This window comes from Sneathiella chinensis (assembly GCF_012720115.1).
Taxonomy (GTDB): Bacteria; Pseudomonadota; Alphaproteobacteria; order Sneathiellales; family Sneathiellaceae; genus Sneathiella; species Sneathiella chinensis.
The window spans coordinates 522,386-547,132 of the sequence record NZ_VNWN01000002.1; the positions used below are offsets into that span (position 1 = coordinate 522,386).

At 58.6% G+C, this 24,747-nt stretch carries 24 protein-coding genes; 17 read left to right on the plus strand and 7 right to left on the minus strand.

Annotated features, from left to right (window positions below; all coding sequences use genetic code 11):
- Window positions 1-14 precede the first annotated feature (14 nt).
- Entirely contained in the window at window positions 15-1,148 is a 1,134-nt protein-coding gene (gene dnaJ / locus FQB27_RS02460; protein ID WP_169559278.1) for a molecular chaperone DnaJ, read from the minus strand.
- Window positions 1,149-1,244: 96 nt separating this feature from the next.
- Window positions 1,245-3,164, minus strand: a complete 1,920-nt coding sequence (dnaK, locus tag FQB27_RS02465) for a molecular chaperone DnaK (RefSeq protein ID WP_169559279.1) — start codon at window positions 3,162-3,164, stop codon at window positions 1,245-1,247.
- A gap of 279 nt (window positions 3,165-3,443) precedes the next feature.
- Here dnaK and rarD point away from each other — a divergent pair, with 279 nt between their 5' ends.
- Entirely contained in the window at window positions 3,444-4,382 is a 939-nt protein-coding gene (rarD, locus tag FQB27_RS02470; RefSeq protein WP_169559280.1) for an EamA family transporter RarD, read from the plus strand.
- Window positions 4,383-4,415: 33 nt separating this feature from the next.
- The gene (locus FQB27_RS02475; RefSeq protein ID WP_169559281.1) at window positions 4,416-5,282 is read left to right on the plus strand and encodes a DUF1848 domain-containing protein; all 867 of its coding nucleotides are present in this window, start codon (window positions 4,416-4,418) and stop codon (window positions 5,280-5,282) included.
- Window positions 5,283-5,359: 77 nt separating this feature from the next.
- Here FQB27_RS02475 and grpE read toward each other — a convergent pair whose 3' ends face one another.
- Entirely contained in the window at window positions 5,360-6,022 is a 663-nt protein-coding gene (gene grpE, locus FQB27_RS02480; RefSeq protein ID WP_169559282.1) for a nucleotide exchange factor GrpE, read from the minus strand.
- Between the two features lie 26 nt (window positions 6,023-6,048).
- The gene (hrcA, locus tag FQB27_RS02485; RefSeq protein ID WP_169559283.1) at window positions 6,049-7,074 is read right to left on the minus strand and encodes a heat-inducible transcriptional repressor HrcA; all 1,026 of its coding nucleotides are present in this window, start codon (window positions 7,072-7,074) and stop codon (window positions 6,049-6,051) included.
- A gap of 133 nt (window positions 7,075-7,207) precedes the next feature.
- On the opposite strand from hrcA, the gene rph reads away from it, so the two are divergent.
- Genes rph through hemW form a run of 3 tightly spaced genes read left to right on the plus strand, consistent with a single transcriptional unit; the run spans window position 7,208 to window position 9,703 of the window.
- Entirely contained in the window at window positions 7,208-7,924 is a 717-nt protein-coding gene (gene rph, locus FQB27_RS02490) for a ribonuclease PH (RefSeq protein WP_169559284.1), read from the plus strand.
- Complete coding sequence (gene rdgB, locus FQB27_RS02495) at window positions 7,921-8,544, plus strand: RdgB/HAM1 family non-canonical purine NTP pyrophosphatase (protein WP_169559285.1); 624 nt, start codon at window positions 7,921-7,923, stop codon at window positions 8,542-8,544. Before rph ends, rdgB begins: the two co-directional genes overlap by 4 nt.
- Window positions 8,522-9,703, plus strand: a complete 1,182-nt coding sequence (gene hemW, locus FQB27_RS02500; RefSeq protein WP_169559286.1) for a radical SAM family heme chaperone HemW — start codon at window positions 8,522-8,524, stop codon at window positions 9,701-9,703. Before rdgB ends, hemW begins: the two co-directional genes overlap by 23 nt.
- A gap of 18 nt (window positions 9,704-9,721) precedes the next feature.
- Here the strand turns inward: hemW and FQB27_RS02505 are convergent, their stop codons facing one another.
- On the minus strand, window positions 9,722-11,311 hold the full coding sequence (locus FQB27_RS02505; RefSeq protein ID WP_169559287.1) for a penicillin-binding protein activator: 1,590 nt from the start codon (window positions 11,309-11,311) through the stop codon (window positions 9,722-9,724).
- Window positions 11,312-11,450: 139 nt separating this feature from the next.
- Here FQB27_RS02505 and FQB27_RS02510 point away from each other — a divergent pair, with 139 nt between their 5' ends.
- From FQB27_RS02510 to FQB27_RS02525, 4 genes are all read left to right on the plus strand, one after another.
- A complete protein-coding gene (locus FQB27_RS02510) occupies window positions 11,451-11,831 on the plus strand; it encodes a YraN family protein (RefSeq protein WP_277346004.1) in 381 nt (126 codons plus the stop codon).
- Window positions 11,832-11,916: 85 nt separating this feature from the next.
- The gene (locus FQB27_RS02515) at window positions 11,917-12,504 is read left to right on the plus strand and encodes a BON domain-containing protein (RefSeq protein WP_169559288.1); all 588 of its coding nucleotides are present in this window, start codon (window positions 11,917-11,919) and stop codon (window positions 12,502-12,504) included.
- Between the two features lie 92 nt (window positions 12,505-12,596).
- The gene (gene gshB, locus FQB27_RS02520) at window positions 12,597-13,550 is read left to right on the plus strand and encodes a glutathione synthase (protein WP_169559289.1); all 954 of its coding nucleotides are present in this window, start codon (window positions 12,597-12,599) and stop codon (window positions 13,548-13,550) included.
- Window positions 13,551-13,634: 84 nt separating this feature from the next.
- Window positions 13,635-15,161: a YifB family Mg chelatase-like AAA ATPase gene (locus FQB27_RS02525; RefSeq protein ID WP_169559290.1), complete on the plus strand. Its 1,527-nt coding sequence runs from the start codon at window positions 13,635-13,637 to the stop codon at window positions 15,159-15,161.
- A gap of 7 nt (window positions 15,162-15,168) precedes the next feature.
- Here the strand turns inward: FQB27_RS02525 and FQB27_RS02530 are convergent, their stop codons facing one another.
- Window positions 15,169-15,930: a tetratricopeptide repeat protein gene (locus FQB27_RS02530; RefSeq protein ID WP_169559291.1), complete on the minus strand. Its 762-nt coding sequence runs from the start codon at window positions 15,928-15,930 to the stop codon at window positions 15,169-15,171.
- Between the two features lie 179 nt (window positions 15,931-16,109).
- Here FQB27_RS02530 and FQB27_RS02535 point away from each other — a divergent pair, with 179 nt between their 5' ends.
- From FQB27_RS02535 to FQB27_RS02550, 4 genes are read left to right on the plus strand one after another with little or no spacing between them, the layout of a single operon-like run.
- On the plus strand, window positions 16,110-16,862 hold the full coding sequence (locus FQB27_RS02535) for an SIMPL domain-containing protein (protein ID WP_169559292.1): 753 nt from the start codon (window positions 16,110-16,112) through the stop codon (window positions 16,860-16,862).
- A 10-nt stretch (window positions 16,863-16,872) separates the two neighbouring features.
- Window positions 16,873-17,739, plus strand: a complete 867-nt coding sequence (locus tag FQB27_RS02540) for an SDR family oxidoreductase (protein WP_169559293.1) — start codon at window positions 16,873-16,875, stop codon at window positions 17,737-17,739.
- Between the two features lie 45 nt (window positions 17,740-17,784).
- Entirely contained in the window at window positions 17,785-18,366 is a 582-nt protein-coding gene (locus FQB27_RS02545) for a TetR/AcrR family transcriptional regulator (protein ID WP_169559294.1), read from the plus strand.
- A gap of 18 nt (window positions 18,367-18,384) precedes the next feature.
- Window positions 18,385-18,669 (plus strand): hypothetical protein, encoded by a 285-nt coding sequence (locus FQB27_RS02550; protein ID WP_169559295.1) that lies wholly within the window; start codon window positions 18,385-18,387, stop codon window positions 18,667-18,669.
- Window positions 18,670-18,738: 69 nt separating this feature from the next.
- Here the strand turns inward: FQB27_RS02550 and FQB27_RS02555 are convergent, their stop codons facing one another.
- Complete coding sequence (locus tag FQB27_RS02555) at window positions 18,739-19,308, minus strand: TlpA family protein disulfide reductase (protein WP_169559296.1); 570 nt, start codon at window positions 19,306-19,308, stop codon at window positions 18,739-18,741.
- A 50-nt stretch (window positions 19,309-19,358) separates the two neighbouring features.
- Here FQB27_RS02555 and argH point away from each other — a divergent pair, with 50 nt between their 5' ends.
- The 4 genes from argH to FQB27_RS02575 are packed head-to-tail and all read left to right on the plus strand — an operon-like array spanning window position 19,359 to window position 24,687.
- Entirely contained in the window at window positions 19,359-20,753 is a 1,395-nt protein-coding gene (gene argH / locus FQB27_RS02560; protein ID WP_169559297.1) for an argininosuccinate lyase, read from the plus strand.
- Complete coding sequence (locus FQB27_RS16770) at window positions 20,750-20,881, plus strand: lipopeptide (RefSeq protein WP_169559298.1); 132 nt, start codon at window positions 20,750-20,752, stop codon at window positions 20,879-20,881. The genes argH and FQB27_RS16770 overlap by 4 nt, the downstream gene beginning before the upstream one ends.
- Window positions 20,882-20,894: 13 nt before the next feature.
- Window positions 20,895-22,160 (plus strand): diaminopimelate decarboxylase, encoded by a 1,266-nt coding sequence (gene lysA / locus FQB27_RS02570; RefSeq protein ID WP_169559299.1) that lies wholly within the window; start codon window positions 20,895-20,897, stop codon window positions 22,158-22,160.
- Between the two features lie 37 nt (window positions 22,161-22,197).
- Window positions 22,198-24,687, plus strand: coding sequence for a TIGR02302 family protein (locus tag FQB27_RS02575; RefSeq protein WP_169559300.1), 2,490 nt, complete (start codon window positions 22,198-22,200; stop codon window positions 24,685-24,687).
- The last annotated feature ends 60 nt before the right edge of the window (window positions 24,688-24,747 follow it).

Sequence of the window (24,747 nt, forward strand, 5' to 3'; positions counted from 1 at the left end):
CTTTCAGCAGGAGCCTAGTCCTTCAGGTCGGCCAGAAATTCCTTCACCCGCGAGAAAAAACCTTCCGACTCAGGATTGTGCTTTCCCTTGCCTTCCTGTTCGAACTCGCGCAGCAGTTCTTTCTGTCGCTTGGTCAGGTTGACCGGCGTTTCCACAATGGTGTGAATATACATATCGCCATGTTCGGACGATTGCATGATGGGCATGCCCTTGCCGCGCAGACGGAATTTCTGCCCGGACTGGGTTCCCGGCGTGATGGAGACCTTGGCCCGGGCCCCGTCAAGGGTTGGAACCTCAAGATCGCCGCCAAGGGTGGCGGTGGTCATGGGAATGGGAACCCGGCAATGCAGGTTCTGGCCGTCCCGCTGGAAGATGCGGTGGCTGGCAATGGTCAGGAAAATATAGAGGTCGCCCGGCTCACCGCCCTGCATCCCCATTTCCCCTTCGCCGGACAGGCGAATGCGCGTGCCTTCATCCACACCGGCTGGAATGTTGACGGACAGTTTCTTTTCCCGCTCGATCCGGCCATCACCGCGGCAGCTCGGGCAGGGTTTTTCAATCACCCGCCCTTGTCCGTGACAGGACGGGCAGGTCCGTTCAATGGTGAAAAAGCCCTGCTGCGCCCGCACCTGACCATGACCGGCACAGGTTGAGCAGGTCACGGGGGAGGAGCCTTCGGCCGCCCCGGTGCCATCACAACTGTCGCAGCTTTCGGCAGACGGGATGCTGATCTCGGTCTGTTTGCCGTGATAGGCTTCCTCAAGGGAGATTTCCATGTTGTAGCGGAGGTCGGACCCCCGGCTGCGGCCATCGCGGCCCCGGCCCCGGCGGCCGCCCATGAAATCGCCGAACAGGTCCTCGAAAATATCGGAAAATCCGCCGGCACCCATGCCGCCGAACCCGCCGCCGCCCATACCGCCCTGTTCAAAGGCAGCGTGACCATACTGGTCATAGGCAGCGCGTTTCTGCTCGTCTTTCAGGATTTCATAGGCTTCGTTGACTTCTTTGAAGGCGGCCTCGGCCTGTTCATCTCCGGGGTTGCGATCGGGATGATATTTCATCGCCATCTTGCGGTAGGCTTTTTTCAGCGCCGCGGCGTCATCCGATTTGCTGGCGCCCAGAACTTCGTAGTAATCGCGTTTTGCCATAAGGTCCTTCCCAACCAAATGCCGCCCCGGATCGAAGTCTCAAGCCGGGGCGGTCTGTTCAAGAACAAGGGTGCAGTTTAGTGTTCCGCACTGACCTTACTTGTCTTTTTTCTCTTCATTGACTTCCTCGAAGTCGGCGTCGACAACATCTTCATCGTTTGAGGAAGATGTGCTGCCTTCCGCGTCGGAGCCAGCTTCGGCGGCGCCTTCGGTCTGGCTCTGGGCGTAAACAGCTTCACCCAGTTTCATGGATGCCTGTTGCAGGGCTTCCATCTTGGCCTTGATGCCTTCCACATCGTCGGAATCCTTGGCTTCGGTCAGTTCGGTCAGGGCGGTTTCAACCGGACCCTTCACGTCGTCACCAACCTTGTCACCCATTTCATCCAGCGTTTTGCGGGTGGCGTGGATGAGGCTTTCCGCCTGGTTCAGGACTTCAACCTTTTCCTTGCGGGCCTTGTCTTCCGCCGCATGCTCTTCGGCATCCTTGACCATCTGTTCGATGTCCGCATCGCTAAGACCGCTGGACGCCTGGATCTGGATCTTCTGTTCCTTGCCGGTGCCCTTGTCTTTCGCGGATACGTTGACGATACCGTTGGCATCGATGTCGAAGGTGACCTCGATTTGCGGAATGCCGCGCGGTGCGGACGGAATGTCTGTCAGGTCGAAATTGCCCAGCAGTTTGTTGTCCGCTGCCATTTCCCGTTCACCCTGGAAGACCCGGATGGTCACCGCAGACTGGTTGTCTTCAGCGGTTGAGAAGACCTGGCTCTTCTTGGTCGGGATGGTGGTGTTGCGGTCGATCAGGCGTGTAAACACACCGCCCAGGGTTTCAATACCAAGGGACAGCGGGGTTACGTCCAGCAGCAGAACGTCTTTAACATCCCCCTGCAGAACGCCGGCCTGAATGGCGGCACCCATGGCGACAACCTCGTCCGGGTTCACACCCTTGTGCGGCTCACAACCGAAGAAGGTTTTCACGGTTTCCTGAACCTTCGGCATACGGCTCATACCACCAACAAGGATAACCTCGTCGATTTCGCCTTTCTGCAGACCGGCATCTTTCAGGGCCTTTTCGCAAGGCAGCAGTGTCCGCTTGACCAGATCGTCAACCAGATTTTCGAACTGGGCGCGGGTCAGCTTCAGCTGCATGTGCTTCGGACCGGACGCATCAGCGGTGATGAACGGCAGGTTGATTTCGGTCGCCTGTGAAGAGGACAGCTCGATCTTTGCTTTTTCCGCCGCTTCCTTCAGGCGCTGCAATGCCATCTTGTCGTTGCGGAGGTTGATGCCGTTTTCTTTTTCAAACTCGTTGGCAAGATAATCGACCAGTTTCAGGTCGAAGTCTTCACCGCCCAGGAACGTGTCACCGTTGGTGGAGCGGACTTCGAAAACGCCATCGCCGATTTCAAGGATGGATACGTCGAATGTACCACCGCCAAGGTCAAAAACCGCAATGGTCTGATCTTTCTTGTCCATGCCATAGGCAAGGGCAGCGGCTGTCGGCTCGTTGATGATGCGCAGGACTTCAAGGCCCGCGATCTTGCCGGCGTCCTTGGTGGCCTGACGCTGGGCGTCGTTGAAGTATGCCGGAACGGTGATGACGGCCTGTGAAACGGTTTCACCCAGATAGCTTTCAGCGGTTTCCTTCATCTTTTGCAGGATGAAAGCGGAAACCTGGCTTGGGGAATACTGTTTGCCGTGGGCTTCAACCCATGCGTCGCCATTGCCTGCCTTAACGATGTTGTAAGGCACCATTTCCTTGTCTTTTTGGGTCGTCTTGTCGTCATAGCGACGGCCGATCAGACGCTTGATGGCGAACAGGGTGTTTTCCGGGTTGGTAACGGCCTGACGCTTTGCGGCCTGACCAACCAGTTTTTCGTCGTCGTCGGTAAAGGCAACCATGGAGGGGGTCGTGCGCGCGCCCTCGGCGTTTTCGATTACCTTTGAATTCTTGCCTTCCATAATGGCAATGCAGGAATTGGTGGTACCAAGGTCAATACCAATAACTTTAGACATGTTATCCTCTTCTATATAGGCAGATCACCGCAGCCATCAGATGCACCACAATGATCCCCGGGATTGCAAATATTAACTCGTGCTAGCGAATATATAGGTTCCTTCCGAAATCTGTGCAAGGGCTGGAATCGGACGAATTGGACGGAGTGGGGAATTTTTTTATACAAGGGAAAGATGGTATGGTCCGGGCAGAATTTCCTGTCCCGCCGGTAAAAGGCTTTACCTTGTGACAGCGGTTTGATACTGCAGATTGATCCCATTGCGTGATACGAGGTGGCCGTGGCCCAACTTTCAGCAGATACTGGCGCCAAAAAAGCGGCGGCCCCCGATGGCAAGGCACAGCTTCATGGTCTGCTTGCGGGTCTTGGCGCCTTCACCTGCTGGGGCGTTTTCCCGCTTTATTTCCGCGAGCTTGGTGCCTTTTCCGCGCTGGAGATCATCGCGCACCGGATTGTCTGGTCCTTGCTGCTGGTTCTGCTCATCATTCTGGTGACCGGGCGGTTTGCCAAGGTGCGGGCGGCCTTTTCCAACCGGTCGGTTCTGGCCATTTTCAGCGCCAGTACGGTTCTGATCGCCATCAACTGGCTGACCTTCGTCTGGGCGATTACCAATGGCTATGTTCTGGAAACCAGTCTGGGATACTATATCAACCCGCTGGTCAACGTCCTGCTGGGGGTCCTGTTTCTGGGCGAGCGCCTGAACCGATGGCAGGGGCTTGCTGTTGCGCTGGCGTTGGTGGCCGTGCTGCAGATGACGATACAGGCCGGAAGTTTCCCGTGGATTTCCCTGATGCTGGGTTTTTCCTTCGGGTTTTATGGCCTGCTTCGGAAAAAGGCCCCTGCGGAATCCGTGGTTGGGCTGACCGTGGAAACCGCCCTTCTGGCGCCCATATCCGCCCTGTATCTGGTGTATCTGTTCGCAGCAGGGGACCTGCAGAACGGAACCATCGCGGCGGGCGGCTTTTATGAGGCCGGGGATCTTCTGTTGTTGATGGGGACAGGGCTGATCACGGCAATTCCGCTGATCCTGTTTGCGGTGGGGGCGCAGCGTCTTCGCCTGTCAACGGTGGGCTTGCTGCAATATATCGCGCCCACCATGCAATTCTTTCTGGCGATTTACGTGTTCGATCAGCCGTTCGATCCGGCCACATTGATTGCTTTCGGATTAATCTGGACCGGCCTTGTGATATATTCATGGGACGGGCTTCGCAGGCGATAGGCATTCCGGGCCCGCAATTGGCAGGGCAGGCCCATGACAGTGATCTCGGCAAGTTACAAGACAGATATTCCGGCCTTTTACGGGAACTGGTTTTCCCGGCGGATGGCTGCGGGATGGGTTGCCGTGCGGAACCCGTTCAATGGTCACCTGTCCAAGATTTCCCTGCGCCCGGACGCGGTGTCCGGCTTTGTTTTCTGGACCCGCAATGCGGGGCCGTTCCTGCCTGTCCTGAACGCGCTGGTGGCGGGTCGGTTCCCCTTTTATTTCCAGTTCACCATTACCGGTTATCCCCGCCTTCTAGAGCCGTCGGTCCTGTCGCGGGATCAGGCGATTGATCAGGTTTTGCGGCTGGCGGAACGCTATGGCCCTGCGGCCGTTGTCTGGCGGTATGACCCCATTCTTCTGTCAGACCTGACGCCCGAAGCGTTCCATCAGCAGACCTTTGCAGACATATCAGCGGCCCTTGCCGGGGCGGTGGATGAGGTGGTGGTGTCCTTTACCCGGTTTTACCGCAAGACATCGCTTAATCTGCGCCGGGTGGAAGCGGGTGCGGGACTTGCCTTTCGGGACCCGGATGCCACCGAAAAACAAGCCCTTCTGGATCGGCTGTCGTCTGTCGCTGCGGCCCATGGGCAGACCCTGACCCTTTGCACGCAACCGGAGCTGGCCGGGCCGGCGGCGGCTTGTATCAGTGCGGACCGGTTGGCGGCCATGGGCGGGACGGGATTTTCGCGAAAGATACAGGGCAATCGGGATGGCTGCCTGTGTGTCCAGTCGCGGGACATCGGTGCCTATGACAGTTGTGCGCAAGGCTGCGTCTATTGTTATGCGGTGCGCCGGGCGGAAAAGGGGCAGGCCTTTGTCCGGCATCATGATCCTGCTGCGGCGGAACTTTTGTGATCACAGGAAGGCGGGAGGCAGGCAAAAAAAATGCCGCCCGGTCAGGCGGCATTTTCATGAATTGGATCGTAAACAGGTCAGGCTGTCTCGTCGACATGAACGGCTTTTTTCTTCTGCCCGCCCTTGGCGACGCCAACCATGGCCGGACGCAACAGGCGATCCGCGATCACGTAACCGGACTGAACAACCTGAAGAACGGTGCCGGGTTCCACATCCGGGTTTTCAATTTCGAACATGGCCTGATGCAGGTGCGGGTCAAATTTCTTGCCCTCTGCGTCGATCCGCTCAACCTTGTGCTTTTTGAACACGTTCAGAAGGCCGGATTCGGTCATTTCAACGCCGGTTGTCAGGTTCTTGACCGCTTCATCCTCGCGGGCCTCAGCGGGAATGCTGTCCAGGGCCCGGCGCAGGTTGTCGGACACTTCCAGCATGTCGCGGGCAAATTTGGTCACCGCATAGTTATGGGCGTCTTCCTTGTCTTTTTCCGCACGGCGACGGGTGTTTTCCACCTCGGCCATGGCGCGCAGCAGCTTTTCCTTCAGGCTGGCAATTTCCTCGGCCTGCGCATTCTCAGCGGATTGCTCGGCTGCGTCACCCCCATTGGTCTTTTCCGCTTCGGACAGGGCTTCGGCAGCGCCGGCGTCAAGGTCTTCCTGGTTCAGCTCTTCCCTGTTGAGAGCGTCTTCATTTTCCAAGTTGCCATTGGTCTCGGCATTCTTTTGAGAGTTGGTCGTACTCATTGCGTTTTTTCCTAACTGCACAAAATCTAATCCAGCAACCTGCCGATCACCCGGGCGGTGTAATCCACCATCGGTATGATACGGGCATAGTTCAGGCGGGTCGGGCCGATCACCCCTACCGCGCCAACCACCTGGTTGCGACTGTTCTGATAGGGAGAGATAATCATTGACGTGCCGGAAAGCGAGAAAAGATTATTTTCCGCTCCAATAAATATTCGGACACCGTCACCGCTTTCCGCCAGTTCCAGTAACTTAAGCCTTTCCCTGCGGGCTTCAAGACTGTCGAACAGTTCCTTGATTTTTTCAAGATCCTCAAGGGCCTGAACGTCCTGTAGCAGGTTGGCATGTCCCCGGACAATCAGGGTTTCCTTGCCGCCCCAACTGGCCAGTCCCGATTCCACGACGCTGCTTGTCAACTCGTCAAGGGCGGCCTGATGACTTTCCAGTTCCTTCCGGATGTCCTCTCTGGCCTCGCTCAGGGTTTTTCCCATCAGCCGCTGGTTCATGTAGTTGGAGGCTTCCTGCAGGGCGGAAGGAGACAGGCGGGCGGGGAGTTCAATGGTTCGATTCTCAACCAGACCATCGGCGGTGACGATAATCACCAGCCCCCGTCCCACCCCAAGCTGGACAAATTCAATCTGGCGAATGGGGCTGTCGCTTTTCGGGGCCAGAACAAGGCTGGCGCAGTTTGACAGGCCGGACAGCATGGAGGAGGCCTCGGTCAGGGCTTCCTCGATATTCTTGCCGTTCATGGAGCATCGGGCCTTGATGTCGGCGCGTTCCGCTTCGGTCAGGTTGCCAACCTCAAGCAGGCCATCGACAAAAAACTGCATGCCTGCCTGTGTGGGCAGGCGGCCTGCGGACACATGCGGGGCATAGAGGAGGCCGGCATCCATCAGGTCCGCCATCACATTGCGGATGGACGCCGGTGACAGGTCAAGCGTCCCCAGCTTGGACAGGGTCCGTGAGCCCACCGGCTCCCCTGTGGCCATGTAGGTTTCCACGATAACGCGGAAAATCTCGCGGCTGCGTTCGTTAAGCTCCTGTATCATCTTCAATCTGTCTCTTGATCCGGGGCGGTCCCGGCTGAATTCTTCCAAAATGTAGTGATCGCGAAGCCTTGCGTCAATTGGGCGCACAAGGTACAAGGTCTCAAATATCTAACATTCAATTGAAGGAATTTTCATGCGCCCTTCAGGCAGAACCGCCAGTCAACTCCGCACCGTTGAAATGGAACCGGGATACGCTATCAATGCGGAAGGATCCTGCTTCGTCAAATTTGGAAATACCCATGTTCTGTGCACGGCCAGTGTGGAAGAACGTGTCCCGCCGTTTCTCAGGAATACGGGCAAGGGCTGGGTTACGGCTGAATATGGCATGCTGCCCCGCTCCACGAATTCCCGCATGGGCCGCGAGGCTGCCCGTGGCAAACAGCAGGGGCGGACCGTTGAAATCCAGCGTCTGATCGGTCGTTCCTTGCGGGCGGTTGTCGATATGGAAGGGTTCGGTGAACGCCAGATTACTGTGGACTGCGACGTCATTCAGGCCGATGGCGGCACCCGCACGGCGTCCATCACAGGGGCGTATGTGGCGCTCTATCAGGCGTTTCAGAAGCTGGTCGATGACGGCAAGATTCTTGAGGTTCCCATGAAGGGGCAGGTTGCGGCCGTGTCCTGCGGCATCTACGAGGGGCAGCCGGTTCTGGACCTTGACTACAAGGAAGACAGTAACGCCCAGGCAGACGCCAATTTTGTTCTGACCACGGACGGCCGGATCATTGAGATTCAGGGCACCGCCGAAGAAGACCCGTTCACCGAGGAGCAGTTCGCCGCCCTGTTCTCGCTTGCGAAAAGCGGGGTCAAGGAACTTGGCAAAAAGCAGAGAGAGGCTTTGGGGCTGTGAGTGAGCATCGCCAGTTCAGTGGGACCCAATTGATTGTCGCCAGTCACAATCAGGGCAAGGTGCGGGAAATCCGTGACCTTCTTGAAGGATATGGTGTCGAGCCGGTTTCCGCTGGCGAGTTGGGCCTGCCTGAACCGGTCGAGGATGGCGATACCTTTATTGCCAATGCGGAAATCAAGGCGCTGGCCGCGGCCAAGGCGTCCGGCATGATCGCGCTCAGTGACGATTCCGGGTTTGCCGTGGATGCCCTGAACGGGGATCCGGGTATCTATTCTGCCCGTTGGGCCGGGCCGGAAAAGGATTTCGGCCTTGCCATGCGGGCGGTCGAGGACAAGCTGGAAGCATGCGGCGCGGTGGATGAAGTACAGCGGACCGCGTCCTTTATCTGTGCCCTGACGCTGGCTTGGCCGGATGGTCATGTGGAAAGTTTCGAAGGGCGTGTTAAGGGGCATGTGGTCTGGCCGCCTCGCGGGGACAAGGGGTTCGGATATGATCCGGTCTTCCGGCCCATTGGTCAGGATGTGACCTTTGCGGAAATGGACCCCGCCGAAAAACATGCCATCAGCCACCGGGCAGATGCGTTTCGGCAGTTGATTGATGCCTGTTTCAAGCAATCATAACGTTCCCGATCGCGGGTTCGGGGTTTATTTCCATTGGCCGTTCTGCCGCAAGAAATGCCCTTACTGCGATTTTAACAGCCATGTGCGCGAGGCGGTGGACCAGAAGGTCTGGACCGACGCCCTGTTAAGGGAACTGGACTGGTTCGCCAGCCAGTGCCCGTCGCGCCCCGTTACCAGCATTTTCTTTGGCGGGGGCACCCCGTCCCTGATGGCCCCGGAAACCGTGGCGGCCCTGATCGACGGGGTTCGCCGTCATTTCCCGCTGTCCGATACACTGGAAATCTCGCTGGAAGCCAACCCCACCTCTGCCGAGGCGCAATCCTTTAAAGGATACCGGCAGGCCGGGGTTAACCGTCTTTCCATGGGGGTACAGTCCCTGCATGACGAGGCGCTGGCCTTTCTCGGGCGGGAGCATTCGGTTGCCGAGGCCTTGGCCACCATTGAACTGGCCCGCGATATTTTTCCCAATATCTCTTTTGATTTGATTTATGCCCTGCCGGGCCAGTCGGTGCAGGAATGGACGGCGGACCTTAAACAGGCCCTGTCCATGGCGGGGGATCATCTGTCGCTGTATCAACTGACGATCGAACCGAATACAGGCTTTGCCGGGGCAGTCCGGCGCGGGGAATTTTCCCTGCCGCCTGAAGAAAATGCCGATGCCCTGTATACGGTTACGCAGGAAATCTGCCTGCAGGCCGGGTTGCCCGCCTATGAAATATCTAATCACGCCCGCCCCGGATTTGAATGTCGGCACAACCTGACATACTGGCGGTACGGGGATTATCTGGGGATCGGCCCCGGGGCCCATGGACGCAGTGACCGGCAAGGTGTTCGAACCGCGTTCTCGCAGGTGAAAAAGCCGGAAAAATGGCTGGAGGCGGTGTCCCGGTCCGGTCACGGCACAGAGGTCGAGACCGGTATTCCAGACCCGGAAGACCGGGCCGAGGAAATGCTTCTGATGGGGCTGCGCCTTAGCGAAGGGGTCTGGTTCCGGAATTTTGAACAGGTGGTTGGCCAGCCCTTTTCCAGCATGATCCGCCCGGAGCGGGTCGAGCGTCTGGTGGCGGGCGGTTTCCTGACCCATGATGCGGGCAGGATTGTGGCAACGGATCGGGGACGGTCCGTCCTGAACGGCCTGCTGGGGGAACTGCTCGGCTGAGCAGCTCCCGCCAGCGAGTTAGTTCAGTAACGGCTCGAAACTTGTCGGGGCCGGTTCCAGCAGTTCCAGCCGGTTTGTGCCAACCCGCATGATGGCAAAGGAGCGTTCCGCCACGCCGGTCGCGGAAAAGCGGAACAATCCGTCATATCCAGAAAAACCAGCCGGATTTTCAATGGCCGCTGCCGAGAATTTTGTGGGCTTCAACGGGATGTTCTGAACGGGGGTGCTTGCTACCGGTGCATCTGTAAGGCCGGTGTCCGCCGGGACCGGGGCGCCCAAGGCGTCCGTTTTGGTCGCTGTGTCCGCAGTGTCGGGCTGTTCCGGGGACGGGGCGGCCTCGATCGCCGGCTCACGGGCCAGCAGGCCGGCAAGGGCGGTCGCATCATATCCAAGGCTGGAAATCCGCGGCGGAACATATCCATACAGGCTTTGGAAACGGCTTTGGAAGGCTTGCGCATTTTCCGGGTCGGGGGCAGCAAACCAGCCGCCGACAAGGGCGGGTTCGGTGGTCAGGGACCGGTCGGCCCACAGGCCGGTGCCGATGAATTGGACCTTGGTTGGGTCAATGTCGTAATAGGACAGCAGCGGCGCCAGTTCGCGCAGGCGTGCCCCGCCTTCCGGCAGGATAAGGGCGTCGAAATTCACCTCGCCATAGGTATCCATTTTCTTGAGCAGTTTCAGCCTTGATTGCGAGGCGGCACTGGTTTGCTTTTCCAGTTTGGCGATTTCCTGTTTGAGCAGCCAGCGGCGGGAATCGTAGTTGGCAATTTCCTTGGCGATGTCATGCAGTTCGGGGGCGCCCGGTGGCAGGTCGGTCGGGTAGCTTCGAACCTTGCCAACCTCGACGCGGTATTTAAGGGCCGCGGCCTCCACATTTTCCACAACCGTCGATCCGAAGGGGGATTCCGGTGCCAACACTGAAAAACGGGTCAATCCGTTGCGATAGGCAAATTCCATGACGCGGTCGATCTGCTGACCGACGGTCAGGCCCATCAGGTAGACGCCATTGCCGGCCACCCGTGTATCTGTGGAAAAGGCGATGACGTTGATGTTGTTGGAAGCGGCCACGGGGCGAACGGCATCCACACTGGATGCAAACAGCGGCCCCAGGATCACTTCGGCGCCTTCACCGGTGGCCTGAAGGGCGGCTTCGGTGGCCCCGTCCGGGGTTCCTTTGGTGTCATAGGGCAGGAGTTTCAGGCTTTTGTTCCCCTGATCGAACAGGGCCATATAGGCCGCCTTCAGCATACTGTCGCCAATCCCCTGATGAGGGCCGCTGAGAGGCAGCAGGATGGCAATGCGGACCGCTTCGGCCTCGGCAGGGGGGCGGAGGCTCAGCAGGGGTTGCTGGGTGACGGGCCCATACTCGAACTCGCCGTTCTGCAGGGCGTCCTCTGCGGCCTGCTTTTCGGCGGCATCGCTTGCCGCTTCGCCCGCTTTCTCGCCTTCAGCCGGGATTGCCTCTTTGGTGGCCGTCGGAGTTGCGGTATCCTGTCCGTTCGGAGAGCCGAAGGGGAGGGTTTGACAGCCTGCAAGGATAAAACAGGACATCACGGCCACAAGGATGGCAGGGGTGGGCCTGCTTTTGTGGGGGGATGCGGAATTCATGGGACTGCAAAGGTCTGGCAACTGTCTTACTCCCGGATGCCGGTTTCTCAATGAAGGCAAAAGGATATGATGCCCGGCCCAACACGGGCAAGTATATAAGTGAATATTGGCGAAATTGAAGCAGAGGGGGAGGCGGGTTTTGTCAGGACAATCACGAAGAATACAGAAGAAGCGGCGTCAGCGCGCCCACTTGAAAGGACGGCTGGCCGAGCATCTCGCCGCCCTGTTCCTGCGGCTCAAGGGCTACCGGATATTGGCGCGGGGGTATCGCCGCCCGGTGGGGGAGGTGGATATCATTGCCCGGCGGGGCACGGTGCTGGTCGCGGTTGAGGTTAAATCACGCCCCACCCTGGACGCGGCCCTTCACGCCCTTCACAACAAACAGCGCCGCCGGATCGCAAGGGCGATGGAGGCCTATCAAGGCAGCCATGCGGACTGCGCCGATCTGGATATCCGGTTCGATGTGGTGTTGGTGACGTCGCTGGTGAAGGTTCCGGTGCATCTTGAGAATGCGTGGTAGAGTCGCGCCTTTATCCGGTCAAAAATCCGGTCTATAGTCCCGGAGATTGATGAGTTCGGTTAATCTGTAGCAGGATTGTATAACAATGAAGTTTTTTGGTTTTGTCGCTGTTGGTGGGGCCCTTTTGTTCGGTGCGGCCGGTTGTACGCCGGTTGGTATGGTCATCGGCGGTGCGGCGACGGCGGGTGTTACTGCCGCGCAGGAGCGGTCCATGGGCAACGCGGTGGATGACGCCGGTATCAAGGTCCAGATCCTCAATGACCTGTTGCAGGAAAATGAGAAATTGTTCGCGGATGTGTCCACTTCGGTTGTTGAGGGACGGGTTCTGGTAACCGGTGAGGTGCCAACTCATGGCGACCGGGAAAAGGCCTCGGAAATCATCTGGAAGATCGACGGGGTTCGGCAGGTCCTGAACGAATTGCAGGTCGGGGACCGGGAAACGGTCAGCTCCGTTGCCTCCGATAGCTGGATTTCCACCAAGCTGAAGGCCCGCCTGCTTCAGGATCTGGATGTGAGGCATATCAACTATTCCATCGATACGGTGAACCAGATCGTTTATCTGTTCGGGATCGCGCAGGACCAGTCGGAACTGGATCGGGTTTTCCGCCACGCAAAGGATATTTCCGGCGTGCGCAAAATCATCAGTCACGTGGTTTTGAAAGGCAGCCGCTGAACGGGATATCGAAACGGTCTTGTAACGTCTGTCTGAAAGGAATAAACCAGATCAGGGTGTTACAGATTTTGACAAGTTGACAGGATAGAAAAATGAGCCTTGCCGTAGCCATCCAGATGGACCCGATTGAAAGTGTGGATATCAATGGGGACAGCACATTTGTGCTGGCTCTTGAGGCTCAGGCGCGGGGCCATGCCCTGTTCCATTACGGGCCGGAAGACCTGTCCTATCTGGACGGACGGATCATTGCCAGTGCGCGTCCCCTGTCCGTCCGTCGCGAACACGGCAACCACCACAGCCTTGGCGCTGAGGAGCGGATTGATCTGGCCACGATGGATGTGGTTCTGATGCGGCAGGACCCGCCGTTCGACATGTCCTATATCACCGCGACGCATCTGCTGGAGCAGATCCATCCGCAGACCTTGGTGGTTAACGATCCGGTCAGTGTCCGCAATGCCCCGGAGAAAATCTTTGCGACCCAGTTTGAAGGCCTGCTGCCGCCCACACTGATTTCGTCCAACCTGAAGGAAATCAAGGCGTTTCGCGAGGAATACAAGGATATCATCATCAAGCCGCTTTACGGCAACGGAGGCGCGGGCGTTTTCCACCTGAAGCCTGAGGATGAAAACCTGACGGTTATCCATGAACTGTTCACCCAGTTTTATCGGGAACCGATGATTGTCCAGAAATACCTGCCGGAAGTCCGTCAGGGGGACAAGCGGATCATCCTTGTGGACGGGGAACCGGTGGGTGCGATCAACCGTGTGCCGCAGGTGGGCGAAGCCCGCTCCAACATGCATGTGGGCGGGGAGGCTTTGAAATCCACCCTGACCGCCCGCGAGCAGGAAATCTGCGAAGCGATCGGCCCGGCCCTGAAAGAACAGGGACTGATCTTTGTCGGGATTGATGTGATTGGCGATTACCTGACGGAAATCAACGTGACCTCCCCGACCGGACTGCAGGAAATCAACCGCTTCGACGGTGTCAATCTGGAGGCGGTCATCTGGGATTGTATCGAGGACAAGGTGCACCGTTCCCGTAATTGATTATTTTTTCATAAAATAGAATTACCGTCATTTTTCTACGTGCTATGATTGTCCGCAAGCAGGGAACATCCTTGGGGGGACAGGATGCAGGCGCGTATCGCAACAGTTGCTTTTCAGGGGCTTGAGGTTCGTCAGGTCCATGTTCAGGTATTGATTTCGTCCGGCTTGCCAGCCTTTACCGTGGTGGGCCTGCCGGACAAGTCCGTCGCGGAAAGCCGCGAAAGGGTGCGGGCCGCGCTGACCTCGCTTGGGCTTGGATTGCCCGCGAAACGCATTACCGTCAATCTGGCCCCGGCAGACCTTCCCAAGGAAGGCGCCCATTATGACCTGCCAATCGCCGTTGGCCTGCTGACCGCCATGGGGGTTCTCCCCGCCGAGGAAATGGACGGCTATCTGGTTATTGGGGAACTGTCCCTTGACGGGGCCTGCAACCCGGTGTCTGGCGTCCTGCCCGCCGCGGTGGAGGCCAATGCGCAGGATATGGGGATCATCTGTCCTGCCGCGTCGGGGCGTGAAGCCGCCTGGGCCGGAAATCTGGAAGTGCTGGCCCCCCGTGATTTGCTGGGACTGATCAATCATTTCAAGGGATCGCAGGTTCTCTCCCCACCGGAGCGGGGGCAGGTCAGGGATGCCGGCGACTACCTGAAACTGGAGGATATCAAGGGGCAGGAAAGCGCCAAGCGGGCGCTGGAAGTGGCCGCTGCCGGGGGCCATAACCTGTTGATGAGCGGGCCGCCGGGATCGGGGAAATCCATGCTGGCCGCGCGCCTTCCGGGCATCCTGCCGCCCCTTGATGTGTCTGAGGCGCTGGAGGTCAGCATGATCGCCAGTGTGGCCGGGGAGTTGAAGGACGGCACCATCAGTATGATGCGTCCCTATCGGGACCCCCATCATTCCACATCGGTTGCCGCCATGGTGGGCGGCGGCCGGAATGCAAGGCCGGGCGAGGTGTCGCTGGCCCATCTTGGGGTGCTGTTTCTGGATGAGCTGCCCGAATTTGGCCGGCAGGTGCTGGAATCTTTACGCCAACCCGTCGAGGTCGGGCGCGCCGTTGTGGCCCGTGCCAATGCCCATGTGTCATACCCGGCCAGAATGCAGCTCGTGGCGGCCATGAACCCGTGCCGCTGCGGCCATATTGATGATGCGGAGCAAGCCTGTGCACGCGCCCCGAAATGCGCGGCAGACTATCGCGCCAGAATTTCCGGTCCCATGCTGGACCGTATTGATATTCATATCGACGTTCCGGCGGTGTCGGCCCTTGACCTGACCTTGCCGGCCCCGCGCGAGACATCGGAAATGGTGGCGGCTCGCGTGGCGCAGGCTCGCCAAATCCAGCGACAGCGATATCAGGACCTGTCCGTTGAGACCCCGATCCGCACCAATGCGGAGGCCGAGGGACGACTGTTGGAGGAGGTGGCGGCCCCCGACGCTGCGGGGCGGGAGCTGCTGACGGAGGCGATCAGCCGGTTGAAACTGTCTGCCCGGGGATATCACCGGGTTCTGAAAGTTGCACGGACCCTTGCCGATCTTGAAGGAGCGGCGGAAATCGGCCATCCCCATATCGCGGAGGCCCTTGGATATCGCCGCCTGCTGTCAGGTATGGGCACCTGATCGGGCCCTATTTCCGGACGTCCAGTTTTTCCAGATTGCTGCGGGCGGTGTCCCCGGCGGGGGTATGGGGCGCGTATTCCAGCACTTTCAGCCAGTCCTGCCGGGCCTGATCGTCATTTCCGGCAAGGCGGTGTAAAATGCCCCGCTCCACAAGGGCATCCACCAGATCGGGCTGCAGCGAGAGGGCCAGTTCCACATCCTCCATGGCGCGGATATTGTCGCCAAGCTGCCGCCATGCAGCGGCCCGGAAGGTCAGGGCGTCACTCCGCGACGGGTCAAGGCGCAGGGCCAGATCAAAATCGTTGAAGGCGTCCTGATAGTTTTCGGCTTCGGCCAGAATGCGCCCCCGGTCCACCAGCAGGTCCGTATTGTCAGGTTCGATTTCAAGGGCTGCTGTGGCCACCGCATTGGCGCGGGGGTAATCCCCGGCCAACAGCCATGTATTGGCGGCCTGACTGAGTGTGGGCACAACCAGAGGCGAGCCGCTTTCGCGCATGTCTTGCGCCAGTTTCTCCAGCCGGGGGGCCGCGATATGGTATTTTTTCATGCCGATCAGGGCAAGGGCGGCACAGTGACGGGCCGGAAATCCGCCGCCCTGATCCCGCCAGCTGAGGGCGGATTCAAAGGCCAGTTCCGGCTGTGTCCGGGTCAGTTTGATACAGGACTTGTATTCTTCGCCTTCCTCGCGGGCTTCTGCCAGCACGGGGGGCAGAAGCAGAACGGAAAGGGCGAAAGCGGTGAGACCGGCCTTGAGTTTCATGGAAGTCATGGTGCACTTAATTCGGAATTATCCAACAGGGATCACATGTTTGTCGTCTATAGATGGTTATTTTGTGACATTCGGGAAAAATCCTGAAATCATAAAAAGAAACATCGGCAGGTAGAATTGCCATAAAACGGTCCAAGTTCATACCTAATTGCAAATTACTTGCATTTGGAGATTCCAAGATGAAAAAACTGATTGTGACGATTTTTGCGGTTCTGGCGTTTGCTCCGGCGGCCTATGCCGATATGAACGGGCATCCGGGACACGGGCATCCGGGGATGGGCCATCAGGATCGGGTGGTCCTGAACCTGAAAACCCAGGGGTGGGTGACCACGGAAACGGCGCGGGTTCATGTCAATTTTGACATCACCCAGCAAAAGGAAACCGCCGCAGAACTGAAGCAGCAGATCATGGCGGCGCTGGACGGACTGGCCGGAAAGGCGCAGTGGTATATTACCTCCAGCAATGAAAACAAGGACCGTACAGGCCTGACCCGGTGGATGGTCTCCGCCGAGGCCCGGGTGGGTGAGGAACACGTTTCCGGTCTTGCCGACCGGGCGGAAAAGGCAAGCCGTCCCGGCTTCAAGGTGAATGTGGGCTATGTGGATTTCTCACCCTCGCAGGCGGAATTTGAAGCCTTGCGCGGTGAATTGCGGGAAACCATTTATACCAATGCCGTCATGGAGGCAGAACGCCTGAACCGGGTCTTCAAGGACCGCACCTACAAGGTGAGCATGGTTGATTTTCTGGAACGTCAGGCCATGCCGGGCGCCCCGGCACCGCGGGTGATGCACAGCATGAAAATGGCTGAATCCGATGCGGTCATGTCCAGTGGGGGCAGCGCGTCCAACGGCGCGACTGAACTTGCGGTTTCCCGTCGGGTCAACATGTCTGCTACTGTTATCTTGACGGCACAGGACAAGAAAGAAAACTGAAGGTGAATTTATGGATGTGAAGCTGTTGTCTTTTGGGTTCGGGTTTACGGCGGAGGAAGTGGCCCGCCAGAACCCGGGCTGGAGTGTTCTCGGGACCCGACGTCATGTGCCCGAAGACAGCTCTTCCATCCCGGACAATGTCAGCCTGTTGACCTTTGACGGGCTGACACCAATCCCTGATTTTGCGGAGCGGGCGGCAGACATCACCCATATTCTGCTGTCCATCCCACCGACCGATCAGGGGGACCCGGTGCTGTCCGTCATGGGCGAGCAACTGGCGCGATTGCCTCATCTTCGCTGGGTTGGCTATCTGTCAACAACGGGGGTTTACGGCAATCTGGACGGCGGCTGGGCCGATGAGGAAACGCCTTATAATCCCAGTGGTGTTCGCGGAAAGCGGCGGGTGGATGCGGAACTGGCCTGGCTTGCTGCCGGTCTGGATCAGGGCCTTCCGGTTCATGTCTTCAGGCTTCCCGGCATTTATGGGCCGGGCCGCAACCAGCTTGTTTCCCTGCAGCAGGGCAAGGCCCGCCGGGTCGTCAAGGACGGGCAGGTCTTTTCGCGCATTCATGTGTCGGATCTGGCGTCGATCCTGTCGGCCTCCATGCGCCAGCCGTCGCCGGGGCGGGCCTATAATGTGGCCGATGACCTGCCGGCCCCGCCGCAGGATGTGGTGTCATACGCCGCAGAATTGCTGGGAATGGACCCGCCGCCGGTCCAGGATTTTGACAGCGCGGACCTGACCCCCATGGCCAGAAGCTTTTATTCCGACAGCAAACGTATTAGAAATGACAGGATAAAGTCCGAACTTGGGGTTAAACTGGCCTATCCCACCTATCGGGAGGGGCTTGCGGCCTTGTACCGCAGGGACTTTTGACAAACAGGGTTTATAACAGGCTGATCAGTCAACGCAGGAGTTTGAATGCCAAGGGTGAAATGTTTCGATCGGGAAGAGGCACTGCAAAATGCGATGCAGGCTTTCTGGCTGAAGGGGTTTGAGGCCACTTCGGTTCAGGATCTGGTCGATTGCATGGGGATCAACCGTGGCAGTCTTTATGATACGTTCGGGGACAAGCGAAACCTGTTTCTGGAAGTGCTGGATCACTACAGCCAGACCTCATTGAAACTGGCGGAGGGGATGCGGGCCGACGGCAATGCGCGGGAACAGATTTCCGCGTTTCTGCATGGCTTCATGCAGCGGAACCTGGATGATCAGCAAAACCGGGGCTGTCTGGTAACCAATACGGCGATCGAGCGCAGCCACTATGATGAAGAATGCGCGGTCCGGGTCCGGCGGCACATGGGAACGCTGGAAGCCGCGTTCGAGGCGGCCATCCGGCGCGGCCAGCATGCCGGGGATATCGTCAGCACGCAGGACGCGGCTGTTCTTGCAGCCTTCCTGATCGGAGTGTTGCAGGGCATTCGGGTGATTGCCAAAGTGAACCCTGATGAAAACAAGCTGCGCCCCATGGTGGATATGGCGCTTGCATCTCTCGATAACTAACCGGAAGCAGGAGGGGCGATGGAAACCAGTCTGACGTTATGGACATCGCTGCTGGGGGCAGGCATTTATCTTTGCCTGATTGCAATTCCGTGGGCGGCCCGCAGGGTTCGGGCTTTCCTCATGATTGTTGGCTTCGGGGGCGTGGCTGTGTTGCTCGGCTTTGATGCCTATGTGGGCTTTTCTCATCAGGATATCGGTCTGGCCCTCAACCTGATGCTGCTGACCCTGACCAAGGCCGTTTTCTTTTTTGGCCTGAGCTGGCTGGTGGAACGGGTCGTCGGGGCATTCTTTTTTAAAAAATAGGACCTGTTCAGGAAACAGGCCCGGCTTTTTCAAAAAATAGGACCTGTTCAGGAGACAGGACCGCCGCCCTCAGCTTGACGGGCTGTCCCCGATATAATGACGGAGCAGGGCTTTCGCATCCTCGGAATCCCATTCCGCCGGTCCGACCAGACGGCCGATCTCGTTGCCTTGCCGGTCCACGAGGATACTGGCAGGCAGGCCAAAGACGCCCGCTGCCCGGCCCGATTTTACGGTTTTGTCATTGAGCGGTTTCAGGTGCTCGATTTTGAGGGCGGTCAGGAATTTCTCGACCTTTTCGATCCCCTGCAGGTCCTGCCCGATGGCCAGAACCTCGAACTGATCCGACCCAAGTTCTGCCTGCAAGCGGTCCAGACTGGGCATTTCCTCCCGGCAGGGGGCGCACCATGTGGCCCAGAAATTCAGCAGCAGAACCTTGCCTTGATATTGTCCGAGAGTGTGGGTATTGCCTGTATTGTCAACGAATTGAAAATCTTTCAGGGGGCGGGGTTCGTCCAGAACGGCGAAATTTTGCATATGGCCGGTGACCAGATCCGCGGCCTTTTCAGAGAAAGCTGTTGATGAAAAGCCACCAAACCCTGTAAATGTAAGCAGAATCAGAAGAGAAAACTGTCGAAGCATTCCGGTTTTCATATCAAGAATTGTCCAGTTACTGAAGAGAGCCCGAGATTATGAGCGCAAATGAGCTTTGGGGTGGCAGATTTGCCAAAGGTCCCGCCGAAATTATGGAGCGTATCAATGCCTCCATTGGCTTCGATAAGCGACTTTATGCACAGGATATAGCCGGTTCCATGGCCCATTCAAGCATGTTGATGGAACAGGGTATTATAAGCCGGGAAGATGGCCAGAAAATTCAGGAAGGATTGCAGACAATTCTTCGTGAGATCGAGGCCGGAAACTTCAAGACGGACCCCAAACTGGAAGACATCCACATGCATGTGGAAGCGCGCCTGCGCGAATTGATCGGCGATCCGGCCGGTCGTCTGCACACGGCCCGCTCCCGCAATGATCAGGTGGCCACCGACATGCGGCTGTGGGTCCGGGATACCATGGATCATCTGGACGGCGAGCTGGCCGATCTGATTGATGCCCTGTTGTCACAGGCGGATGCCCATGCGGATACGGTCATGCCGGGCTTCACCCACCTGCAGGCGGCCCAGCCGGTGACTTTCGGTCATCACATGCTGGCCTATGTGGAAATGTTCGGCCGGGACCGCTCCCGGCTGCGGGATGCGCGTGCGCGCCTGAATGAAAGCCCGCTTGGTTCTGCCGCGCTGGCAGGGACCTCGTTCCCCATTGACCGGGAAATGACGGCAAAGGCCTTGGGCTTTGACCGGCCGACAGCCAACTCCCTTGACGGGGTGTCCGATCGGGATTTCGCGCTGGAGTTCCTGTCCTTCGCGTCGATCTGTTCCATGCACCTGTCCCGTCTGGCCGAGGAAATCGTGATCTGGTCCAGTGCCCAGTTCCGCTTTGTCGAATGTTCCGACAGCTTCTCCACCGGCTCGTCCATCATGCCGCAGAAGAAAAACCCGGATGCCGCAGAACTGATCCGCGGCAAGGCCGGCCGCAGCGCCGGTGCCTTCAACGCCCTTCTGATGATGATGAAGGGGCTGCCCATGACCTATGGCAAGGATATGCAGGAAGACAAGGAGCCGGTTTTCGATGCGGCTGACAACCTGCAGCTTTGTCTGGCGGCCATGAGTGGCATGATGCGGGATATCACGGTCAATGTGGATGTGCTGAAAGCCGCTTCGGGGGCCGGTTTCTCAACCGCGACGGATTTGGCAGACTGGCTGGTTCGCTCCCTCAACATGCCGTTCCGCAGCGCCCACCATGTCACGGGCACCCTTGTGAAGATGGCCGAGGAGCGCGGCGTCGGTCTTGAAGACCTGTCGCTTGCGGACATGCAAACCGTTGAGGCCGGGATCACCGACGATATCTTCTCGGTTCTCGGGGTGGATAATTCCGTTGCCAGCCGGGTCAGCTATGGCGGGACGTCCCCGGTTCGGGTCCGCGAGCAGATCGCCCGCTGGAAACAGGCCCTCAAGGACATGGCAAAATGAAAAAGATGATCCTTTCCCTTGTCGCGGTCACCCTGCTGGCTGGTGGGGTTGCGGCCTGTGGCAAGAAATCGGCGCCGGTGTATAAAAAACCTGCCGAGCAGACACAAACAAAGACCAAGTTGCAATAGACAGGACGTCTTCATGGACCATTTCAATTACCGCAACGGCGAGCTGTATGCGGAAGATGTACCCGTTGCCAAAATCGCAGCCGAGGTGGGAACCCCGGTATATGTGTACTCAACGGCCACACTTGAACGCCATTTCAATGTTTTCTCGCAGGCTTTCGACGGGGCCAATGCCCTTGTCTGCTTTGCGGTCAAGGCCAACTCCAACCTTGCGGTTCTGAAAACCCTGGCGCGGTTGGGCGCGGGGGCGGACGTGGTTTCCGAAGGGGAGTTGCGGCGCGCTCTGGCGGCGGGAATCCCGGCGTCCAAGATTGTGTTTTCCGGTGTTGGCAAGAAACCGTCCGAGATGGAACTGGCCCTTGAGGTTGGTATTCACCAGTTCAACGTGGAATCCGAACCGGAAGTCCATGTGCTGTCCGATGTGGCCAGCCGCATGGGCAAGACCGCGCAGATTGCGTTTCGGGTCAACCCGGATGTGGATGCCAAGACCCACGCCAAGATTTCCACCGGCAAGGCGGAAAACAAGTTCGGTGTTCCGTGGCAGGATGCGTCCCGCATTTATGGCGAGGCAGCGAAACTGCCGGGGATCGAGATCAAGGGTGTAGACGTGCATATCGGCTCCCAGCTCACCGATCTTGAGCCCTTTGCGAACGCTTTTGACCGGGTTCGTGAACTGGTTCAGCAGCTCCGCAGCGAAGGCCATGACATCACACGGGTCGATCTTGGCGGCGGTCTCGGGATTCCCTATGACGGAAATATTCCGCCCAGCCCGGTCTCCTATGCCAATGTGGCCCTGAACAGCATCGGAAATCTGGGGTGCCAGTTGATTTTCGAGCCGGGCCGATTAATTGTTGGTAATGCGGGTATTCTGGTATCCGAAGTGGTGTATGTGAAGCAGGGTGCCGAACGTAAATTCGTCATTCTGGATGCGGCGATGAACGATCTTGTACGCCCGGCCATGTATGATGGGTATCATCAAATTGACACAGTCAGAGAGCCAGATGGCAGTGTGTCGCTTGAGGCGGCAGATGTTGTCGGCCCTGTGTGTGAGACGGGTGATACCTTTGCCCGCGGCCGTGACCTGCCGCCGGTGGCGGCAGGGGATTTTGTCGCTTTTCGGAGTGCCGGTGCGTATGGGGCGGTGATGGCCTCCACCTATAATACGCGTCCGCTGGTGCCGGAAGTGCTGGTCAACGGGGATCACTATGCGGTGATCCGGGCGCGGCCCGAACTGGACGCGCTGCTGGAACTTGATACAATACCGGACTGGCTGGAAAGCTAGGAAAACCCTTTCCTGCTTCCCGGCATAAAGGGAGAGCATGGAGACGAACAAGGACAGGTTTGACGGCAGGGTGAAGCGCCAGATTGTTCTGGCGACTGTCAGCCTTGCGCTGGAACGGGCATGGCGTTCGTTCCGATACCTGTTCTGTCTTGTCCTGCTGTTCCTTGCCGTTACCTTTTTTGGAATGTGGGACGGGTTGCCTGCCAGTTTGCATCTGGCGGGGCTCGTCCTTTTTCTTGGGGCGCTTTGCTGGGCGCTGTATCGCGGCATTTCGCGATCCGGGTGGCCGACGGAAGCGCGTGTTCTGGCGTTTCTTGAGGCGCGCAACCGCTTGCCCCATCGCCCGCTCCGCTCCCTTGGGGCGGAACCTGTCTTTCAATCGGGCCAGCCCCCTATCTCCCGGCATTTATGGGACCTGCATGTACAGCGCCAGAAAAAGCTGCGACAGGCCGTCCGGGCAGGATGGCCCCGTTTCAATCTGGCCGCGCAGGATCGTTATGCCCTGCGGTCCCTGTCCATTCTGTTGCTGGTTCCGGCCGTGCTGGCGACGGGGCCGGATGCGGGGCGGCGATTGGGGCAGGCTTTTGTGCCGGCGTTTACCAGTTCTGATCTTCCGGTCGAGGCCCATGTCTGGGTGACGCCGCCGGAATATACGGGCAAGCCGCCGGTCCTTCTGTCACGGGGTGAGGATCTATCACCATCAGAGCCGGACAGGGTTATTGAGGTGCCGGAAGGCAGCCGCCTTGTAGCCCGTGTATCGGGCGGCAATGAGGATGTCCCCGTTCTGGATATGGCAGCGAAGGAGTTTGCCTTCCAACCGGTTGAGGCCCGCAGTTTCGAACTGGAAATGCCGTTGGACGCGGACGGGCCGATGACCTTGTCGAAGGGCGGGCGCGAATTGGCGCAGTGGACCCTGAAAATCATACCGGACCTGCCGCCCACCGTGACATGGCCCGCCCCGCCCGAAGTGACGGACCGGTCCGCCTTTCGCCTGTCCTATCAGGTGGCGGATGACTATGGCGTCTCCAGTCTGGAAGGGGTGATCCGCCGGGATCGGGACAACCGGGTGATCTCCCTGCAATTGCCGGTTGCCACCGGTACGAAACAGTATACCGGGAAAAGCTACCACGACCTGACGGCCCATCCGTGGGCGGGGTTGCCGGTCAGTCTGGTGCTGGAGGCAAAGGACGGCATGGGCCATGTCGGGCGCTCCGGTGTGATTCAGATGGTGTTGCCGGAACGGGTGTTTACCCATCCGCTGGCGCAGGCCCTGATTGACCAGCGGAAAAAGCTGGTCGTTGATCCTGATAGCCGGATGGCGGTGGCCATTGCCCTGTCCGCCTTGTCCCAGCTTCCCGAAAGCCTGAACAACGATTTCACAGTGCTTCTGATGTTGTCGGTTGCCCGCTCGACGCTGGTCTACGGGCAGGGGGGCAACACCAACGATCAGGTGATCGAGATGCTGTGGGATACGGCGCTTCGTATCGAGAACGGGGACCTTTACGCGGCTGAATATGCCCTTCGGGAAGCCGAACAAAAGCTGATGGAGGCCTTGAACAGCGACGCCAGCGACGAGGAAATCCGCAAACTGGTTCAGGAATTGAAGCAGGCAATGAACCGCTTTCTTGAGGCCATGGCCGAAAACCGCCAGCCGGGCGAGCAGACGGCGGACAACCCGTCACAGGATGGCCAGTTGGTCAACCAGCAGGACCTGCAGAATTTGCTGGATCAGATCGACCAGTTTGCCCGCTCCGGCGCACGGGATGCAGCCCGCCAGTTGCTGAGTGAATTGCAGGATATTCTGGAGAATCTCAAAACCGCTGAAGGGCGGGCTCCCTCGCAGGCCATGCGGGAAGGGCAGGAGATGCTGCGCCAGCTTGGTGATCTGATGCGCCGTCAGCAGGATGTGATGGATCAGACCTTCCGCCAATCAAGACAGGGGACACAGCCACCTGACGGGCAGTCCGGCCAGATGCAGGGCCAACAACAGGGACAGCAGCAGGGCCAGCAACAGGGGCAAGGCGCGGAAGGGTCGGACCGGTATTCCGATATGGCCCGTCAGCAGGAAGCCCTGCGTCAGATGCTGGGCGAGATGATGAGCCGGATGGGCATGAACGGCGAAATTCCGGCGCCCTTTGGCCGGGCTGAACGGTCCATGAACGAGGCCCGCAAGTCCCTTGAGCAGGGGCAGGGCCGGGGCGCAACCGGGGCGCAGGGCGAAGCGCTGGATCATTTGCGTCAAGGGGCTGAGGGGCTGGCCGAGCAACTGATGCAGGGAATGCAGGGCAGTGACGGTCAGGCCTTGAGTTCAGGGGAACGTGGCATGGGCCGGGACCCGCTCGGGCGGCCATTGCCTCCGACACCGGGGCAGGGCGGTAATGTGGACAGTGACAGCCGCTTTGCCATTGGGGCGGATATCAGCCGGGCCCGTCTGATCCGGGATGAATTGCGCCGCCGCCTGTCCGATCCGGGCCGCAGCCTGCTGGAAAAGGATTATCTGAAACGCCTGATGGAACGGTTCCGGTAACGGCGCCGGTTGCGGTTTTCGAAACGCCTTGCTTTCCTGACCTCACCACGCTTTATCTTG

Excerpts from the sequence above, each read along its gene's own strand:
- dnaJ (WP_169559278.1), bottom strand. The coding sequence starts at position 1,148 with ATGGCAAAACGCGATTACTACGAAGTTCTGGGCGCCAGCAAATCGGAT.
- dnaK (WP_169559279.1), bottom strand. The coding sequence starts at position 3,164 with ATGTCTAAAGTTATTGGTATTGACCTTGGTACCACCAATTCCTGCATT.
- FQB27_RS02475 (WP_169559281.1), top strand. The coding sequence starts at position 4,416 with ATGACAGTGATCTCGGCAAGTTACAAGACAGATATTCCGGCCTTTTAC.
- grpE (WP_169559282.1), bottom strand. The coding sequence starts at position 6,022 with ATGAGTACGACCAACTCTCAAAAGAATGCCGAGACCAATGGCAACTTG.
- hrcA (WP_169559283.1), bottom strand. The coding sequence starts at position 7,074 with ATGATACAGGAGCTTAACGAACGCAGCCGCGAGATTTTCCGCGTTATC.
- rph (WP_169559284.1), top strand. The coding sequence starts at position 7,208 with ATGCGCCCTTCAGGCAGAACCGCCAGTCAACTCCGCACCGTTGAAATG.
- hemW (WP_169559286.1), top strand. The coding sequence starts at position 8,522 with ATGCCTGTTTCAAGCAATCATAACGTTCCCGATCGCGGGTTCGGGGTT.
- FQB27_RS02505 (WP_169559287.1), bottom strand. The coding sequence starts at position 11,311 with ATGAATTCCGCATCCCCCCACAAAAGCAGGCCCACCCCTGCCATCCTT.
- FQB27_RS02515 (WP_169559288.1), top strand. The coding sequence starts at position 11,917 with ATGAAGTTTTTTGGTTTTGTCGCTGTTGGTGGGGCCCTTTTGTTCGGT.
- gshB (WP_169559289.1), top strand. The coding sequence starts at position 12,597 with ATGAGCCTTGCCGTAGCCATCCAGATGGACCCGATTGAAAGTGTGGAT.
- FQB27_RS02525 (WP_169559290.1), top strand. The coding sequence starts at position 13,635 with ATGCAGGCGCGTATCGCAACAGTTGCTTTTCAGGGGCTTGAGGTTCGT.
- FQB27_RS02530 (WP_169559291.1), bottom strand. The coding sequence starts at position 15,930 with ATGACTTCCATGAAACTCAAGGCCGGTCTCACCGCTTTCGCCCTTTCC.
- FQB27_RS02535 (WP_169559292.1), top strand. The coding sequence starts at position 16,110 with ATGAAAAAACTGATTGTGACGATTTTTGCGGTTCTGGCGTTTGCTCCG.
- FQB27_RS02540 (WP_169559293.1), top strand. The coding sequence starts at position 16,873 with ATGGATGTGAAGCTGTTGTCTTTTGGGTTCGGGTTTACGGCGGAGGAA.
- FQB27_RS02545 (WP_169559294.1), top strand. The coding sequence starts at position 17,785 with ATGCCAAGGGTGAAATGTTTCGATCGGGAAGAGGCACTGCAAAATGCG.
- FQB27_RS02550 (WP_169559295.1), top strand. The coding sequence starts at position 18,385 with ATGGAAACCAGTCTGACGTTATGGACATCGCTGCTGGGGGCAGGCATT.
- FQB27_RS02555 (WP_169559296.1), bottom strand. The coding sequence starts at position 19,308 with ATGCTTCGACAGTTTTCTCTTCTGATTCTGCTTACATTTACAGGGTTT.
- argH (WP_169559297.1), top strand. The coding sequence starts at position 19,359 with ATGAGCGCAAATGAGCTTTGGGGTGGCAGATTTGCCAAAGGTCCCGCC.
- FQB27_RS16770 (WP_169559298.1), top strand. The coding sequence starts at position 20,750 with ATGAAAAAGATGATCCTTTCCCTTGTCGCGGTCACCCTGCTGGCTGGT.
- lysA (WP_169559299.1), top strand. The coding sequence starts at position 20,895 with ATGGACCATTTCAATTACCGCAACGGCGAGCTGTATGCGGAAGATGTA.
- FQB27_RS02575 (WP_169559300.1), top strand. The coding sequence starts at position 22,198 with ATGGAGACGAACAAGGACAGGTTTGACGGCAGGGTGAAGCGCCAGATT.